We start from the raw sequence: 14,414 nt of genomic DNA, 5'->3' as shown, positions 1-14,414 counted from the left end.
ACCGGACTGGATGGAACAACTCCCGCCGCGAGTGAATCATCCACTCTGTGGGGAAGCTCCGGATGTTCATCGCGTTCGGGCTGGCGATGGTCTCGGCAGGAGCGATCGTCTGGTGCACGGTGGCGGCCAGGCCTGTGCCGCAGACCGCGCGGGCCGTGGAGCCCGCTGTGCCCGATCCGTGGGAGTTGGTGCAGAACGAGCCGCGCGTAGATCACGACCGGCAGGCCACGACCGAGGTCCAGGTGACCGGGGCCGGGCCGGGTGATCTACGCGCCGTGCCCGAGGGCCGGCTAGACGAGCGGCAGCGCCAGGTGAAAGTGACCATCAAGCACCGGCTGCGCATGAACGAGGCCGACAAGCTGGTCGAAACGCTGCGGCAGGGCGGTGGCTTCCCCGACGGGATCCGGCGGTTCACCGACGAAGGGTTCGGGGCGATCAAGGTGGGCGGCACCGCGCTGGCCCCGACCACCCGGCCGGCGCCGACCCTCACCACGAAGGACGGGGTGACGACGGCCGAGTTCCGGGTGACGTTGCTGCGCCAGTTCGCGCCCGGCGCGCTGATGACGCTCGACTTCAACGCGCCCAGCGCCAAGCCGCTCCTCGTGCAGCAGCGCACGATCAGCCTGCTGCCGGGCGAGTGGACCGTGCTCCAGTCCGAAAGCATCAAGCCCGACCGGGAGGAGCCGGACCTCCTGCAGTTCACCGTCGGGTCGTATCTGGTGCGCGTGACGTTGGCCCAGGACTCCTACGGGTTCCCGGACGCGATGGAGGAGAGCGACTTCTCGTGGACGGCCGGGCTCGGCGTGCTCACCGCGATCGCGCTGGTCGCCTTCCTGGCGCGCTCGCTCGGCATGGCCTGGTGGAACCGGCAGCCCAACCGTGAGCTCGTCCTCGGGCTCGCCCTGATCGCCCCCCTGGTGCTGCTCCCGCTCCTGGCCCCGAGCTGGCGGCCCCTGGCGTACGTGGCCCTGTTCCTCGCGGTGCCGGCGCTCACGGCGCGGCACGCGAGCCGGGCCCTGCCGACCAGCCCGCCGTGGACCACCCGCGACATGCTCGTCGTGACCGGGCTCGGCTGCCTCGTCGGCCTCGGCATGCTGTCCTGGTCGTGGCTGCATCAGCAGTTGCCCGGCCAGACGTTGCTGATCGGCTCCGTGGTCGCGGCCGTGGCGGCCGCGGCGGCGGCGGTGGTGTTCAGCGTGGACCTGGGGGTCCGCGTGGTGATCGTCCGGCTGGCGGTGCTGGCGGCCGAGGCGGCGATCGGCCTGCTGGCGCTGGCGCTGTGGGGCCGGGCGCTGCTGACCGGGGTGTACCCGCCGGACAGCATCCGGCTGGTGCTGGCCCTCGGCTGGGCGATGATCCCGATCGCCGCCATCGCGGTGGCCACCAAGACGTGGACCCGCACGGCGGTCGTGGGCGCCCTGCTCGTGAGCCTGCTGGTGCAGAGGTGGCCGACGGAGTGGCTGGACGCCGGGTCGTGGGACATGCCCTCGACGAACGCGGCGAACCTGCCGATGATCGGCATCCTGCCACTCGACCCGCTCGTACGCGGCGTGCTCGGGCTGTTGCTGCTGGCGTTCGCGCTGCTGGTGCTCCGGCTCAGGCGGCTCGGCGGCTCACTGGCCGCGCTCGACCACCCGGCGACGCACGCCACGGTGATCGTCTGCCTGATGGTGCTCTACCTCACCCCACGGGGCAGCACCACGCTCACCGCCGTCAACGTGGCGCTGCCCCAGCTGTCGATCACCTCGATCATCGCCTGGGTGACGGCCCGCTGGCTGCTCGTACGCCCCCACCCGGCCGTCGTCGAGCCCACCTCCGCCGAGGAGCACCGGCAACTGGTCAGGGCCGCCCTGCACAAGCGGCTGCTGCTCATCTCCGAGCAGGAGCTCTATCGCATCGGCCGGGGCAAGCTGGGCGCCGGCGAGCTGTCGATGGCTGAGTTCGACACGCGGCGGCTCGAACTGGAAGCCGCGCTGCACGAGCACGGGCGGCACCCCGAGACGGCTCTCGCCACCGCCGCCGGCTGCACCCCCTGGCACAACGGCGTGCACGCGTTCGTGATCAGCCTGCTGCTGAGCACGCCTTTCGTGCTCGTGTACGGCTGGCCGTCGGGGGCCGACCTGAGCAGCTTCGTGTTCGACTCCCGTTACCTGCTCACCCTGCCCGCCTTCGGCTTCCTGTTCGGGTACTTCTATCCGCGCATCCGGGGCACCCAGCCGATGACCAAGGCGCTCCACCTGATGGCGGCGGCACTGGTCACGGAGCTGTCGGCGTACCTGCCGACGCTGTTCGAGCCGGACGTCGGGGCGGCGGACAAGGTGCAGGTCATGGCCATCGTGGTGGGCGAGGTGGCGCTGGTCTGCATCGGGCTCGGGCTCTACTGGGAATGGCGCATCATGCATCTGGCCGGGGAGCCGTGGGCGCGGGTGCGCAACATCCGCAGCGTACGCAGCCTGGCCACGCCGCTGCTGGCCGTCGTCATCGCGGCGGGCACCACGGCGGCGACGTCGGCGGCGGGCCAGACCGTGGACCGCATCCTCAAGGGAGACCAGGTGTCGTCGTCGTCCTCCCCGTAGCCGCCAGGACCACGTAGCCGTCCTGGGAGAACCGCACCTGGTAGCCGCTGCCGACCAGGAACCGGACGCGGTCCCGCTGTTCGGTCACGTTCGCGAACGGGAAGATCCGCCGCCCCACGTCGGCCACGACCCAGGGGGCCCCACGGTGCGTACGGTCCCACAGCAGCACCGTGCTCCGCCCGGACAGGGCCGGCGCCAGGTTGTTGGCCGCCTCCACGAGCGCCCCGTCGGGCACCACGGCGACGGCGGCGGCCGCGGCCCGCTCGCGGGCGTCGTGCTGGTAGGAGCCGGGGTCGGCGAGGTCGGCCAGGGCGAAGAACGGCACGGAGGCCAGGGCGACGCCGGCCACCCCCAAGGCCCAGACCCGCGGCACCCGGTCCCCGCCGAGCACGCCGCGGGAGCGCAGCCGCTGGACGCCGTCGACGCCGGCCGCGAAGACCACCACCACGATGAAGGCGTTGTAGTGGTAGCCGGGCACCCACCAGTTGGGGAACGAACTGGCCAGCATCCGCTCGGCGAGCAGCGGAACCGCCATGATCAGCAGCGGCGAGAGCGGCGCCGCCATCAGCGTGACGCCGAGCAGCAGGGCCAGCGTGACGAGCTTGACCGGCGGGCTGCCGAGCTGGGCCAGCACCGCCAGCGGATCGGTCAAGGCGGTGTGCGCGACGCCCCCCATGTCCGGCCCGAGCGCGCCGTACGCCCAGTAGTAGTCCGACCGTCCCCCGAACAGCGGGATGAGCACCTGCGAGGCCAGCCACGTGTAGGCCGCCCCGCCCACCACGAACGCGCCGCCCAGGACGCGCCAGCCGCGCTGGACGAGCAGGACCGTCCCGAACCCCGCGACCAGCAGCCCCATGTCCTCCTTGACGCACAGCAGGGCCAGGGCGGCCAGTACCACGGCGACGCGCTTGCCCGCCTGGCGGCGTTCGAGCAGCACGGCGGTGAGCAGGGGCGCGAACGCCGCCTCGTGGAAGTCGAACGCCACGGTCTCCACCACGGGCCACGAGAGCGTGTAGGCCACGGCGACGAGGTGCGCGGCGCCCGGCCCGAGGGCCCGCCGCGTGAACACCCACAGCGGGATCGCCGCCGCGGCCAGCAGCACCGCCTGGGCGACCAGCAGCGTCTTCGGGCCGTCGAACAGCCAGTACAGAGGGGCCAGCAGGGCCAGGATGGGCGACCAGTGATCGCCGAGGGTGGAGAAGCCGGGACCGAAGCCGTTGTGGACGCCCTTGACGATGGCTATGGGCAGACGGAACTGCGCATAGGAGCGGACGGCCTGGTCGAAGATCACCAGGTCGTAGGCGCCGGCCTTGAAGTTCGCGAGCTTGGTCAGGGAGAGAGTGGTGTAGAGGGCGCCCGCCGTGGCGGTGATCGCCGCCAGCGTGACGCGGTCGCGGCGCGTCCGGCCGACGCGCTCGGGGGTGTCCGGCGGCGTGACGGTCGTCACGGCCTGTTCGCTTCCCATGGTCGGGCGGTCAGCGGCGGGGCTGCTCGCTGGCCCGTACGTGGGCGCTGAGCCAGTCCACCAGGGGCCCGAAGGCGCGCCAGGTGTCGCGGACGCGGTCGAGGACCTCCGCGGTGTGCACCCACGGCTCGGGCTCCCACTGGCGGCCCGCGTAGAGGGACCTGTGACGCAGCAGGTCGAGGCGTGGATGGTCCTCCGGGATGCCACGGGGCCGGGTCTTGAGCCGGTCGCCGCCGATGACGTAGCCCTCGGCCACCAGAGCCGTCACCAGGTCCGCCAGCGGCTTGCCCGTGAGGTCCTCGTCGACCGCGGCGCGGTAGCGGGCCACCTGGTCGGACGCCTGGGTGTAGATGCCGCCGGCCGCGTAGACGCCGTCGGCGCCGAGCTGGAGGTAGAGGCCGATGCCGGGCGTGAGATCCACGAAGGCGCCCTGGTGGGTCTTGTAGGGCGACTTGTCCTTGGCGAAGCGGACGTCGCGGTAGGGGCGGAACAGCTGGGCCTCCCCGAACTCGGCGGCCAGCTCGCCGGTGAGGGCGAGCATCGGCGCCCGCACCGCCTCCTCGTAGAGGTGCTTGTGCCGGGTGAAGTACGTCTTGCTGTTGTCCGCCTCAAGGCCCTCGTAGAACAGGAAAGCCTCGTCGGGAAAACCGGTGAACCCCATGCCCTCAAGAGTGCCACGGCCGGACGACGCTTGACGCGGGACCGTTCATCGGCCCAGGTACGTCCGGCCCGGTACGGGCGTCCTGCCGTACAGCTCCGAGATGGTCACCGGCGTGCAGCCCTTCTTCGCCAGCGCGTCGAGCAGGGTCGGGACGGCCTGGACGGTGGTCCGGTGGACGTCGTGCATCAGCACGATCGCTCCCGCCCGCGCCTTGCTCGCCCGCCTGGCCACGATGGCGGGCACCGGGTCGTGCCAGTCCAGGGTGTCGATGCTCCACAGGATCTGCGCCAGCCCCTCGTGCCCCGCTTCGGCGGCCACCCGGCGGTTCGTCGCCCCGTACGGCGGGCGCATCATCCGCATCCGGACCCCGGTCACCCGCTCCACCAGCTCGTTGGTCTGCTTCAGCTGGAAACGCAGCCGCCGGTCCGCCAATCCGGTGAGCGGGGGATGGTTCCACGAGTGGTTGCCGAGCTCGTGCCCCTCGGCCACGATGCGGCGCACCAGGTGGCCGCCCCGGTCGGCGGCGACCATCTGCCCCAGGACGAAGAACGTGGCCCTGACCTTCCGGGCGCGCAGCAGGTCAAGCAGCTTGCCGGTGTAGGGGCCGGGCCCGTCATCGAAGGTGAGCGCGACGCACTTCTGGTGCTCGCAGTCGATCCCGCGGGCGACCGGCCAGCCGGGCTGCATGGCCGCGAGCCGCTTGGCCAGCACCTTGGGGTCGATGGGCGCCTGGGGGCGGGCCGACTGGGGGTGGATCACCGGCTGGGTGCCGCATCCCGCCATGATCAGTAGTGCCAGCGACAGAGCCCAGGCCCGCATGGCGCCCTCCGAGAGCGTCCGGCGGGGTTACGGATATTCCTGCGCCGGATGCCCCCGCAACTCCTTGGCCAGGTCGTCCCACCACAGTGGGATATCCGCCTGGAGTTCGGTGTAGTGACGCGCCACGCGTATAGCGCAACCAACCGGATCCGTACCCAAATGCCGACGTCGCACCGCCCCTTCCTGCCAGCGGTAAAACCCGTCCCTGTAGTGCACGACCAGGCCGATCCACACCGAGACGGTGGCGTCGTCGCCTATCTCGTAGGCGCTGGCGACGCCGAGACCGTGCAGCTCCGCGTGGAGCTTCTCCGTCGCCGTGCGCCCCTCGGTCACGCGCCACCCCCAGCTGACGTTTCGTCGCACACACCGGGATGTACCCACCATCCGGCCTCAGCCGTCAAGGACATGGAGTAATCATGAAACTCCAGAAGGTGATCCGGAGGGCGTTCGGCGTTATTGGTCGGGCGCCTCTCTGGGCTCGGCCACGACCATGACCAGCCGAAGCTCCTCGGACCCCTGGTTGGCGTAGCGATGGGGTCTGTCCGCGGTGAAGAGCACGGCGGCGTCGGTCTTGACCACATAGCTCCTGCCGTACACCGTCAGCGTCAGCTCGCCCGCCAGGACGGTCAGCATCTCGCGGGTGCCCGGCGGGTGGGCGTCGCCGTCGTGGTGCTGGCCGGGCCCCAGCCGCCAGTCCCACAGTTCGAGGATCATCGGCGCGTCGGCCCCGACGAGCAGCTTCGCCTGCACCTCACCCTGGTCGAAGGTGACCACGTCCGCCTTCTCGACGATCCGCACCACCGGCACGTCGGAGACCTCCACGAGCCTGGCCACGGTCACGCCGAGCGCGGAGGCGATCCGGGTGAGCGTGGACACACTGGGGTTGGTCCGGCCCTGCTCGACCTGGACCAGCATGCCTCTGCTCACTCCCGACCTGGCGGCCAGCGCGTCGAGCGTGAGCCCGCGGTGCGCGCGCTGGGCGCGCACGTTGTTCGCGATGGCCTGCGTGATCGTCTCCGGATCCTCCATGCGGTGCAGTCTAGTGAATTTGATTTGCAGTGTATTGCACCTAATGTGTTGTACTAGGAGTTCATTCTGATGCACTGGATGGTGTGAACGTGACTGCGGTGATCCTCGCGACGGCCTGCGCGATGGTGTACGGCACGGCTGACTTCTTCGGCGGCCTGGCCACCCGGCGATCGCGCGTGTTCTCGGTCGTGGCGCTGTCGCAGCTCGCCGGCCTGGCCGTGATCCTCGCCCTGCTCCCCCTGCTTCCCGGCCGGCTCAGCGCCGGGGCGATGCTCTGGGGGCTGGGCGCGGGCGTGGCGGGCGCCACCGGGCTGGTGCTCTTCTACCGGGCACTCGCCACCGGCGTCATGTCGGTGGTGGCGCCCACGACCGCGGTCACCTCGGCGGCGCTCCCCGTCGTGTACGGCCTGGCGACCGGCGAGCGCCCCCAGCCCATGGCGCTGGTCGGGGTGGCGCTCGCCCTCGGTGCCGTGTTCCTGGTCAGCCAGGGCGGCTCCGCAGGGAAGAGCGGCTCGGCGGGCTCTGTGCTCACCGCCCTGGCCGCGGGGGCCGGGTTCGGCGGCTTCTTCATCCTGCTCGCCCTGGCTCCGGCCGAGGGCGGGCTGTGGCCCCTGGTGGGGGCCAGACTGTCCTCGGTGGCGCTGGTGGTGCTCCTCGCGGTGGCGACGCGGCGCACGCTGAAGCCGGGCGGGGGATCGCTGCACATCATCGTCGCGGCGGGCGTGCTCGACATGCTGGCCAACGTGCTGTACCTGCTGGCCAAGCAGGAGGGCCTGCTGAGCCTGGTGGCGGTGCTGGTGTCCCTCTACCCGGCGAGCACGCTGCTGCTGGCCAGGCAGGTGCTCGGGGAGCGGCTGCACACGATCCAGGTGGCGGGCGTCGCGTGCGCGCTCGGCGCGGTGGCGCTCATCGCCGTCGCCTGACGCGGTCGGTTGGCGCGCCGACGTTCACCCGCCGCGTTCAACTGCGGTCGCTTGTTGGCGCGTCGGCGTTCACCCGCGGTCGCTTGGCGCGCCGATTCCGCCGCCGGGCGCGGCGGCGCTCGCAGCCGTTGCGTAGATTGCAAGCGCTTGTTACGTTTCGGCCGTGCGCCCCGATCGGGCACCTCCAGCCCCCGAGCCGTTCAAGCACGTCGCGGTGCCGTACGACTCGGATGACGCCTTTCTCGCACTGATCGTGCCCCGCGTGCGCGCGGCGCTCGCCGACGACAGGCGGGTACTCGTGGTGACCTCGGCCGGGAGGCTCCGGCTGCTCGAAGAGGCGCTCGGCGACGAGGCCGGGCAGATCGACCGCCGGGACTCCCGCACCTGGTACCACCACCCGCACCGCACGCTGGCCGCCTACCACGAGTACACCCGGGGGCGGCGCACGCTCGTCGTCGGCGAGGCCACCTGGCGCGACCGCGGCGATCGCGAGATACGCGAGTGGATCCGCTACGAATCAGTGCTGAACGCCGCCCTGGAGGATGCCAGGGCCGTCGTCCTGTGCCTCTACGACCCGCGGACGATCCCGGCGGCGGTGCTGGATCATCAGCCGATGATCCATCCCCTGCTGCTCAAGGCCGGCGGTGAGACGGTCAGCACGGACTTCGTCCAGCCGCACGAGCTGGTGCTGAACGGCGACCTGGCGCCGCTGCCCGCGCCGAGCGGCCAGGTGGCGACGGTGACCTTCACCGCGCAGCAGATCAAGGGACTGAGGCACACGGTCCGCGACTACGCCAGCGCCGCGGGGATGGACGTCAACCTCATCGGCTCCCTGGTGCTCAGCGTCTCCGAGATCGCCGCGAACAGCGTCGAGCACGGCGCGGGCCACGGCCTGATCAGGATGTGGGTGAGCGGAGGGGAGATGGTCTGCGAGATCGCCGACCCGGGCGGCGCGCTCGATGACCCCTTACCGGGCTACATACCACCAGAGCCCGAATCCTCTCGAGGATACGGGCTCTGGATCAGCCGACAGCTCTGCGACTTCGTCGACCTACGGGCTGAGAACGGAACACTCCGCGTGCGGCTCCATATGGGGTTGGACGGCTAGGCAGCGCTCTGGGCCGGGACGCGTACCGCGCCCTCTTCGCGGGCGTAGCCCTCAAGCATGCCGCGCAGCTGACGGCGGCCCCGGTGCAACCGGGACATGACCGTGCCGATCGGCGTGCCCATGCGCTCGGCGATCTCCTTGTAGGCGAACCCCTCGACGTCGGCCAGGTAGACGGCGACGCGGAAGTCCTCCGGCAGGGAGCGGAGCGCGTTCATCACGACGTTGTCGGGCAGCCGTTCGATCGCCTCGGTCTCGGCCGACTTCAGGCCGGTCGAGCTGTGGGACTCGGCGGCGTGCAGCTGCCAGTCCTCGATCTCCTCGGCGGCCGCCAGCTTCGGCGAGCGCTGCTTCTTGCGGTAGTCGTTGATGAAGTTGTTGGTGAGGATCCGGTGGAGCCAAGCCTTGAGGTTGGTGCCCTCGCGGAACTGGTGGTACGAGGTATACGCCTTGGCCACGGTCTCCTGGACCAAGTCCTCTGCGTCGGCGGAGTTACGGGTCAGACGCATGGCGGAGGCGAACAGCTGCGACGTCACGGGCACGACATCGCGCTCGAACCAGTCTTGTCGCTGCTCATCGGTCATAGTGATCAAAACATTCCCCCTTGCGATCTATCCCCCATCTCGGCCAAGCCGCTGACCTTCGTACCAGTGTCGCAATCCCCACGTAAGGACTGCGTTAGCGGTTCCGCCAGGTCAGGGAGGTGAAAGGCCCACAGGCTCGCGGCATGCGTCATCACGTCCACGGCCGGACCAGTCTCATTAGCATAACACTATACCCCCAATATCACGATTAATGTGGTCAGAGTCACATGGGATAGCGTATAGAGATGATTTTTGTGGACCGTCATGACATGGAGGAACGACTCTGGGTGACGGACGCCATCCGTAGGGTCGAAGCCGACGCCAACCGGAGTTGCGATACGCACCTCCATGTCTTTCCGCTTCCCTCGCGCTGGGGAGTAAACCTCTACTTGAAAGACGAGTCAGTACACCCCACCGGTTCACTCAAACACCGGCTCGCCCGATCTCTTTTCCTGTACGGCCTGGCCAACGGCTGGATCGGCCCGGCCACCACGGTCGTCGAGGCGTCCAGCGGCTCCACGGCGGTCAGCGAGGCATACTTCGCCCGGCTCCTCGGCCTGGCCTTCATCGCGGTGATGCCCGCCTCCACCTCACCGGAGAAGATCGCGCTGATCGAGTTCTACGGCGGCAAGTGCCATCTGGTCGACGACCCGGGCACCATCTATGACGAGTCCCGGCGCCTGGCGGCCGAGACGAACGGCCACTTCATGGACCAGTTCACCTACGCCGAGCGGGCCACGGACTGGCGGGGCAACAACAACATCGCCGAGTCCATCTACGCCCAGATGGCCCTGGAACCCCACCCGGAGCCCACCTGGATCGTGGTGGGCGCGGGCACGGGCGGCACCTCCTCGACGATCGGCCGCTACATCCGCTACCGCCGCCACCCCACACGCCTCGCGGTGGCCGACCCGGAGGGCTCCGCCTTCTACCCGAGCTGGGTGTCGGGCGACTCCTCCGTCACCGCCCGAGGCTCCCGCATCGAGGGCATCGGGCGGCCGAGGGTGGAGCCCTCGTTCCAGCCGATGGTCATCGACCGCATGATCGCCGTACCGGACGCCCGGTCGATCGCCGCCATGCACTGGGTCCGTGAGGTGACGGGCCGGGACGTGGGCGGCTCCACCGGTACGAACGTGGCCGCCTGCGTGGACCTGATCCGCGAAATGCGCGCGGCCGGCGCCCAGGGCAGCATCGTCACCCTGATCTGCGACGGGGGCGAGCGCTACCGGGGCACCTACTGCGACCAGGACTGGCTCTCCGCCCAGGGCCTGGACCTCGCCCCGCACCTGGAAGACCTGCGGACCTTCCTTTCAGCGGGCTGATCCCTCAGGAGACGGTCTTGGCGGCATCGACGGCGAAGAACCTCGCCACGTCGTCGAGGATCGCATGGGCGCCCTGGATGCCGACCGCGGTCATCCAGGTCACGTCGCTGACCTCGCGCTTGTCTCCCTTGAGCTTCCCCCACAGAGGGTTGCCGACGAACTTCTCCTTGGGCGCCGCAGCCGACGGGTCCGCGAACGTCGCCACAAAGATCTGGTCCGCGTCCAGGTCGCCGATGCGCTCCTGGCTCACGTCCACCGCGATCGCGTCCTGCTTGGTGGGCTGGCCCTCCGGGCGCGGGAAGCCGATGTCCTTCATCACGATGCCGGAGTAGGACTTCTCGACGTACAACCGGACCGTCGGCTCACCGGCGAACCTGACGATGGAGATGGTCGGCAGCTTCCCGTCCTTCTCCTTGATCTCGGCGCCGATCTTCGCGGCCCGCTCCTCGTACGACTTGATCGTGGTGTCGGCGAGCTGCTCCTTGCCCAAGGCCTGTCCCATGAGCCGGACGTTGTCCTTCCAGATGGCGCCGGTGGTCTCGCTGAAGACGGTCGGGGCGATCTTGGACAGCTTGTCGTAGAGGGCCGCGTGGCGGACCCTGGCCGAGACGATGAGATCGGGCTTGAGCGCCATGATCTTCTCCAGGCTGGGCTGCTCCAGGGTGCCGACCGGGGTGGCCTCCTTGCCGTACTCGGCGGCGACGGAGCCCAGGTAATCTGGCAGCTTCGAGTCGATGGACCGGTAGGTGGTGTAGCCGACCACCGGCGTGCGCAGCGTCAGCACCGCGTCGACGAAACTCTGGTCCAAGGCCACCACCCGCTTGGGCTGGGCCGGGATCGTGGTCTCGCCCATCGCGTGCTTGATGATCCGAAACGGTTCCGTCAGCTTCTGCGCGGCGGGCGTCGAACCACATGCGGAGAGCGTCGTCACAAGGACGACTCCCACCAGGGCGCGCAACGGTCTCATCCGATCCCTTTCCATGAACCTTAGGCAATCCTAAATTAGGTTAGGTCTGCCTAACCTGGCATACTTCACCGAGGTCGGGCAAATGCTGAGGAGGACGCGTGACCGCTACGGCTGTGACGCCGCGCCCACACGGCGTTCAGCATCGGCGGCTCTCCGTACTTCTGGTCCTGCTCGGGGCCGTTCTGATCGGTGTGGTGCTGAGCATCACGATCGGCGCCAAGTCCGTACCGCCGGCCGACGCCTGGCACGCGCTCACCGCCCCGACCGGCACCGAGAACGACATCGTCATCCGCTCGCTGCGGATCCCCAGGACCGTGCTCGGCGTGCTCGCCGGACTGGCGTTAGGCGTCGCGGGCGCGCTCATGCAGGGCCACACCCGCAACCCGCTCGCCGACCCCGGGCTGCTCGGCGTCACGCAGGGCGCGGCGTTCGCGATGGTGGCCTCGATCATCCTGCTGGGCGCCTCCAGCCTGCTCGCCTACATCTGGTTCGGCCTGGCCGGCGCCCTGATCGCCAGCGTCGGCGTGTTCGCGCTCGGCATGGTCGGCGGGCGCGGCGGTCCGACGCCGGTCACGCTCGCCCTGGCGGGCACCGCCGTGAGCGCCTTCCTGTACGCGCTGACCTCGGCCATCGTGCTGCTGGACGAGCAGGCGATGGACGTGTTCAGGTTCTGGCAGGCCGGCTCCATCGCCGCCCGCGGCTCCGACGTGGTCTGGCAGGTGCTGCCGTTCATCCTGGCCGGGCTGCTGCTGGCGATGGTCAACGCCCCGGGGCTGAACGCGCTGTCCCTCGGCGAGGACGTCGCCCGCAGCCTGGGCCAGAACATCGCGCTCACCCGGACCGTCGGCGTCACCGCCGTCACCCTGCTCTCCGGCGCCTCGGTCGCCGCCTGCGGGTCGCTCGCGTTCGTCGGGTTGATCGTGCCGCATCTGGCCCGCCCGCTGTCCGGCACCGACCACCGGTGGCTGCTGCCCTACTCCGGGCTGATCGGCGCGGCGCTGCTGCTGCTCGCCGACGTGATCGGCCGCGTCAGCGGCGGAGCGGGCGAGCTGGAGGTCGGTGTGGTGCTCGCGCTGCTCGGCGCCCCCTTCTTCGTCGTCCTGGTCCGCCGCAGGAAGCCGGTGCGACTGTGATGACGACGTTCCCGCTGCGGGTGGCGGGCCTGTCCTGGCAGGTACGACTGCGCGGCGTCGCCGTGACCCTCGGCGGCCTGGTGCTCCTCGGCCTGCTCATGGCCCTGAACATGCGCATCGGCGACATCCGGATGACCGTGGCCGAAGTGCTGGGCGGCACGTTCGACGTCAACAGCGCCAACCACTTCGTGATCATGGAGCTCCGCCTGCCGCGCGCGCTGACCGGCGCCCTGGTGGGCGCGGCGCTGGCGCTGTCCGGCGCGATCATCCAGTCCATCGCGCGCAACCCGCTGGCCAGCCCCGAGATCCTCGGTGTCACCACCGGCGCCTCCGTCACCGTCGTGGCCGGCGTGGTGGCCAGCGGCAGCGCCGTCGGCGGGGCCAGCGGGCTGCTCTCGACCCTCGGCATCCCCGTCCTGGCCCTGCTCGGCGGCCTGGGGGGCGCCGCGATCGTGTACGCGCTGGCCTGGCGGCGCGGGCTCGACGGCTACCGGCTGGTCCTGGTCGGCATCGGCGTGGCCGCCGTGTTCACCAACGTCAAGTACTGGCTGCTGACCGTTGGCGACGTGAACGACACCGGCAGGGCCATGGTCTGGATCAGCGGCTCGCTCAACGGCCGGGGCTGGGAGCACGTGGTGCCCGTGGCGCTCGCGCTGGCCGTGCTCGTGCCGCTGACGCTGCTCGGCACCCGCTCGCTCGACGCGCTGCGCTTCGGCGACGACACGGTCACCGCGCTCGGCGTGCGGATGAACCCGGCGCGGGCGCTGATGATCCTCGCCGCGGTGCTCCTCGCCGCCGTCGCGACGGCCTCGGCGGGCCCGATCGCGTTCGTCGCGCTGGCCGCGCCCCAGATCGCGCTCCGGCTCACCCGCTCCGGACAGCCGCCGCTGCTGTCGTCGGCGATGGTCGGCGCCGTGCTGACCGCCATCGCCGACCTGATCGCACGTACCGTCTTCTCCCCCATCGAACTCCCCGTCGGCGTCGTGACCGCGGTCCTCGGCGCCCCGTACCTCATCCACCTGATCTGGAAGGCGCGCAAATGAGGCTCCAGGCCGTCGACGTCAAGCTCGGGTACGGGGACCGCACCATCGTGGACGGCCTCGACCTCGGTATCGAGGCCGGCACGGTGACCACGATCATCGGCCCGAACGGCTGCGGCAAGTCCACCCTGCTGCGCGCCCTCGGCCGCCTGCTCCGGCCGCAGGGCGGCGAGGTGCTGCTGGACGGCAAGCGCATCGACCGGATCCCCACCCGCGAGGTGGCCAAGATCCTCGGCGTGCTGCCGCAGGCGCCCACCGCGCCGGAGGGCCTGACGGTCGCCGACCTGGTCGCCAGGGGCAGGCACCCGCACCAGACGTGGTACCGGCAGTGGTCGTCGGACGACGAGGCGGCCGTGGGCGAGGCACTGGCCATGACCGGCCTGGCGGACCTGGCGGAACGCCCCCTGGACGAGCTCTCGGGCGGACAGCGGCAGCGGGCCTGGATCTCCATGGCGCTGGCCCAGGGCACCGACCTGCTGCTGCTCGACGAGCCGACCACGTTCCTGGACCTCGCGCACCAGGTGGAGGTCCTGGAGCTGGTACGACAGCTGCACCGGGAGGCGAGCCGGACCATCGTCATGGTGCTGCACGACCTCAACCTGGCGGCCCGCTACGCCGACCGGCTGGTGGCCATGCGAGACGGCCGCGTGGTGGCCGCCGGCGACCCGCACGAGGTGCTGACGGAGGAGCTGATGCGGGAGGTGTTCGAGCTGGACGCCAAGATCATCACTGACCCGGTGGCAGGCACCCCGCTCGTCATCCCCATCGGTACCCACCGCTGATGGTTTCT

Annotated in this window: 14 protein-coding genes; 7 read left to right on the top strand and 7 right to left on the bottom strand. The window is 70.4% G+C overall.

The window, feature by feature from the left end; genetic code table 11:
* Nucleotides 1-47 precede the first annotated feature (47 nt).
* Complete coding sequence (locus tag ACGFNP_RS41480; RefSeq protein ID WP_393328240.1) at nt 48-2,576, top strand: hypothetical protein; 2,529 nt, start codon at nt 48-50, stop codon at nt 2,574-2,576.
* Here ACGFNP_RS41480 and ACGFNP_RS41475 read toward each other — a convergent pair.
* The 5 genes from ACGFNP_RS41475 to ACGFNP_RS41455 all read right to left on the bottom strand — a co-directional run bounded on the left by ACGFNP_RS41475 (nt 2,539) and on the right by ACGFNP_RS41455 (nt 6,550).
* Nucleotides 2,539-4,041 (bottom strand): DUF2079 domain-containing protein, encoded by a 1,503-nt coding sequence (locus ACGFNP_RS41475; protein WP_393328237.1) that lies wholly within the window; start codon nt 4,039-4,041, stop codon nt 2,539-2,541. The two genes, ACGFNP_RS41480 and ACGFNP_RS41475, sit on opposite strands and share 38 nt — an antisense overlap.
* A 10-nt stretch (nt 4,042-4,051) precedes the next feature.
* A complete protein-coding gene (locus tag ACGFNP_RS41470; RefSeq protein WP_393328234.1) occupies nt 4,052-4,702 on the bottom strand; it encodes a DUF2461 domain-containing protein in 651 nt (216 codons plus the stop codon).
* A gap of 45 nt (nt 4,703-4,747) precedes the next feature.
* Entirely contained in the window at nt 4,748-5,521 is a 774-nt protein-coding gene (locus tag ACGFNP_RS41465; RefSeq protein ID WP_358323080.1) for a polysaccharide deacetylase family protein, read from the bottom strand.
* A 27-nt stretch (nt 5,522-5,548) separates the two neighbouring features.
* Nucleotides 5,549-5,884, bottom strand: coding sequence for a hypothetical protein (locus ACGFNP_RS41460; RefSeq protein WP_358323083.1), 336 nt, complete (start codon nt 5,882-5,884; stop codon nt 5,549-5,551).
* Between the two features lie 90 nt (nt 5,885-5,974).
* Nucleotides 5,975-6,550: an XRE family transcriptional regulator gene (locus ACGFNP_RS41455; protein ID WP_358323086.1), complete on the bottom strand. Its 576-nt coding sequence runs from the start codon at nt 6,548-6,550 to the stop codon at nt 5,975-5,977.
* A gap of 89 nt (nt 6,551-6,639) precedes the next feature.
* Between ACGFNP_RS41455 and ACGFNP_RS41450 the strand changes: the two genes are divergently transcribed.
* Together ACGFNP_RS41450 and ACGFNP_RS41445 are read left to right on the top strand one after the other, a co-directional pair.
* Nucleotides 6,640-7,473, top strand: a complete 834-nt coding sequence (locus ACGFNP_RS41450) for an EamA family transporter (protein WP_393328230.1) — start codon at nt 6,640-6,642, stop codon at nt 7,471-7,473.
* 163 nt (nt 7,474-7,636) lie between these two features.
* On the top strand, nt 7,637-8,581 hold the full coding sequence (locus ACGFNP_RS41445; protein WP_358323092.1) for a sensor histidine kinase: 945 nt from the start codon (nt 7,637-7,639) through the stop codon (nt 8,579-8,581).
* Here the strand turns inward: ACGFNP_RS41445 and ACGFNP_RS41440 are convergent.
* The gene (locus ACGFNP_RS41440) at nt 8,578-9,162 is read right to left on the bottom strand and encodes a sigma-70 family RNA polymerase sigma factor (RefSeq protein WP_214636970.1); all 585 of its coding nucleotides are present in this window, start codon (nt 9,160-9,162) and stop codon (nt 8,578-8,580) included. The two genes, ACGFNP_RS41445 and ACGFNP_RS41440, sit on opposite strands and share 4 nt — an antisense overlap.
* A gap of 245 nt (nt 9,163-9,407) precedes the next feature.
* Between ACGFNP_RS41440 and ACGFNP_RS41435 the strand changes: the two genes are divergently transcribed.
* Nucleotides 9,408-10,484: a PLP-dependent cysteine synthase family protein gene (locus ACGFNP_RS41435; protein WP_358323095.1), complete on the top strand. Its 1,077-nt coding sequence runs from the start codon at nt 9,408-9,410 to the stop codon at nt 10,482-10,484.
* Nucleotides 10,485-10,488: 4 nt separating this feature from the next.
* Here ACGFNP_RS41435 and ACGFNP_RS41430 read toward each other — a convergent pair whose 3' ends face one another.
* Nucleotides 10,489-11,451 (bottom strand): ABC transporter substrate-binding protein, encoded by a 963-nt coding sequence (locus ACGFNP_RS41430; protein WP_393328226.1) that lies wholly within the window; start codon nt 11,449-11,451, stop codon nt 10,489-10,491.
* Nucleotides 11,452-11,549: 98 nt separating this feature from the next.
* Between ACGFNP_RS41430 and ACGFNP_RS41425 the strand changes: the two genes are divergently transcribed.
* Genes ACGFNP_RS41425 through ACGFNP_RS41415 form a run of 3 tightly spaced genes read left to right on the top strand, consistent with a single transcriptional unit; the run spans nt 11,550 to nt 14,406 of the window.
* The gene (locus ACGFNP_RS41425; protein ID WP_358323101.1) at nt 11,550-12,584 is read left to right on the top strand and encodes an iron ABC transporter permease; all 1,035 of its coding nucleotides are present in this window, start codon (nt 11,550-11,552) and stop codon (nt 12,582-12,584) included.
* The gene (locus tag ACGFNP_RS41420; RefSeq protein WP_393328223.1) at nt 12,584-13,627 is read left to right on the top strand and encodes a FecCD family ABC transporter permease; all 1,044 of its coding nucleotides are present in this window, start codon (nt 12,584-12,586) and stop codon (nt 13,625-13,627) included. The genes ACGFNP_RS41425 and ACGFNP_RS41420 overlap by 1 nt, the downstream gene beginning before the upstream one ends.
* On the top strand, nt 13,624-14,406 hold the full coding sequence (locus tag ACGFNP_RS41415) for an ABC transporter ATP-binding protein (protein ID WP_219530156.1): 783 nt from the start codon (nt 13,624-13,626) through the stop codon (nt 14,404-14,406). Before ACGFNP_RS41420 ends, ACGFNP_RS41415 begins: the two co-directional genes overlap by 4 nt.
* Nucleotides 14,407-14,414 lie beyond the last annotated feature (8 nt).

The sequence above is a fragment of the Nonomuraea sp. NPDC049269 genome, assembly GCF_043197155.1.
Lineage (GTDB): Bacteria > Actinomycetota > Actinomycetes > Streptosporangiales > Streptosporangiaceae > Nonomuraea.
Note: the sequence above shows the minus strand (reverse complement) of the source record. Positions and strands in the feature narration are given on the sequence as shown.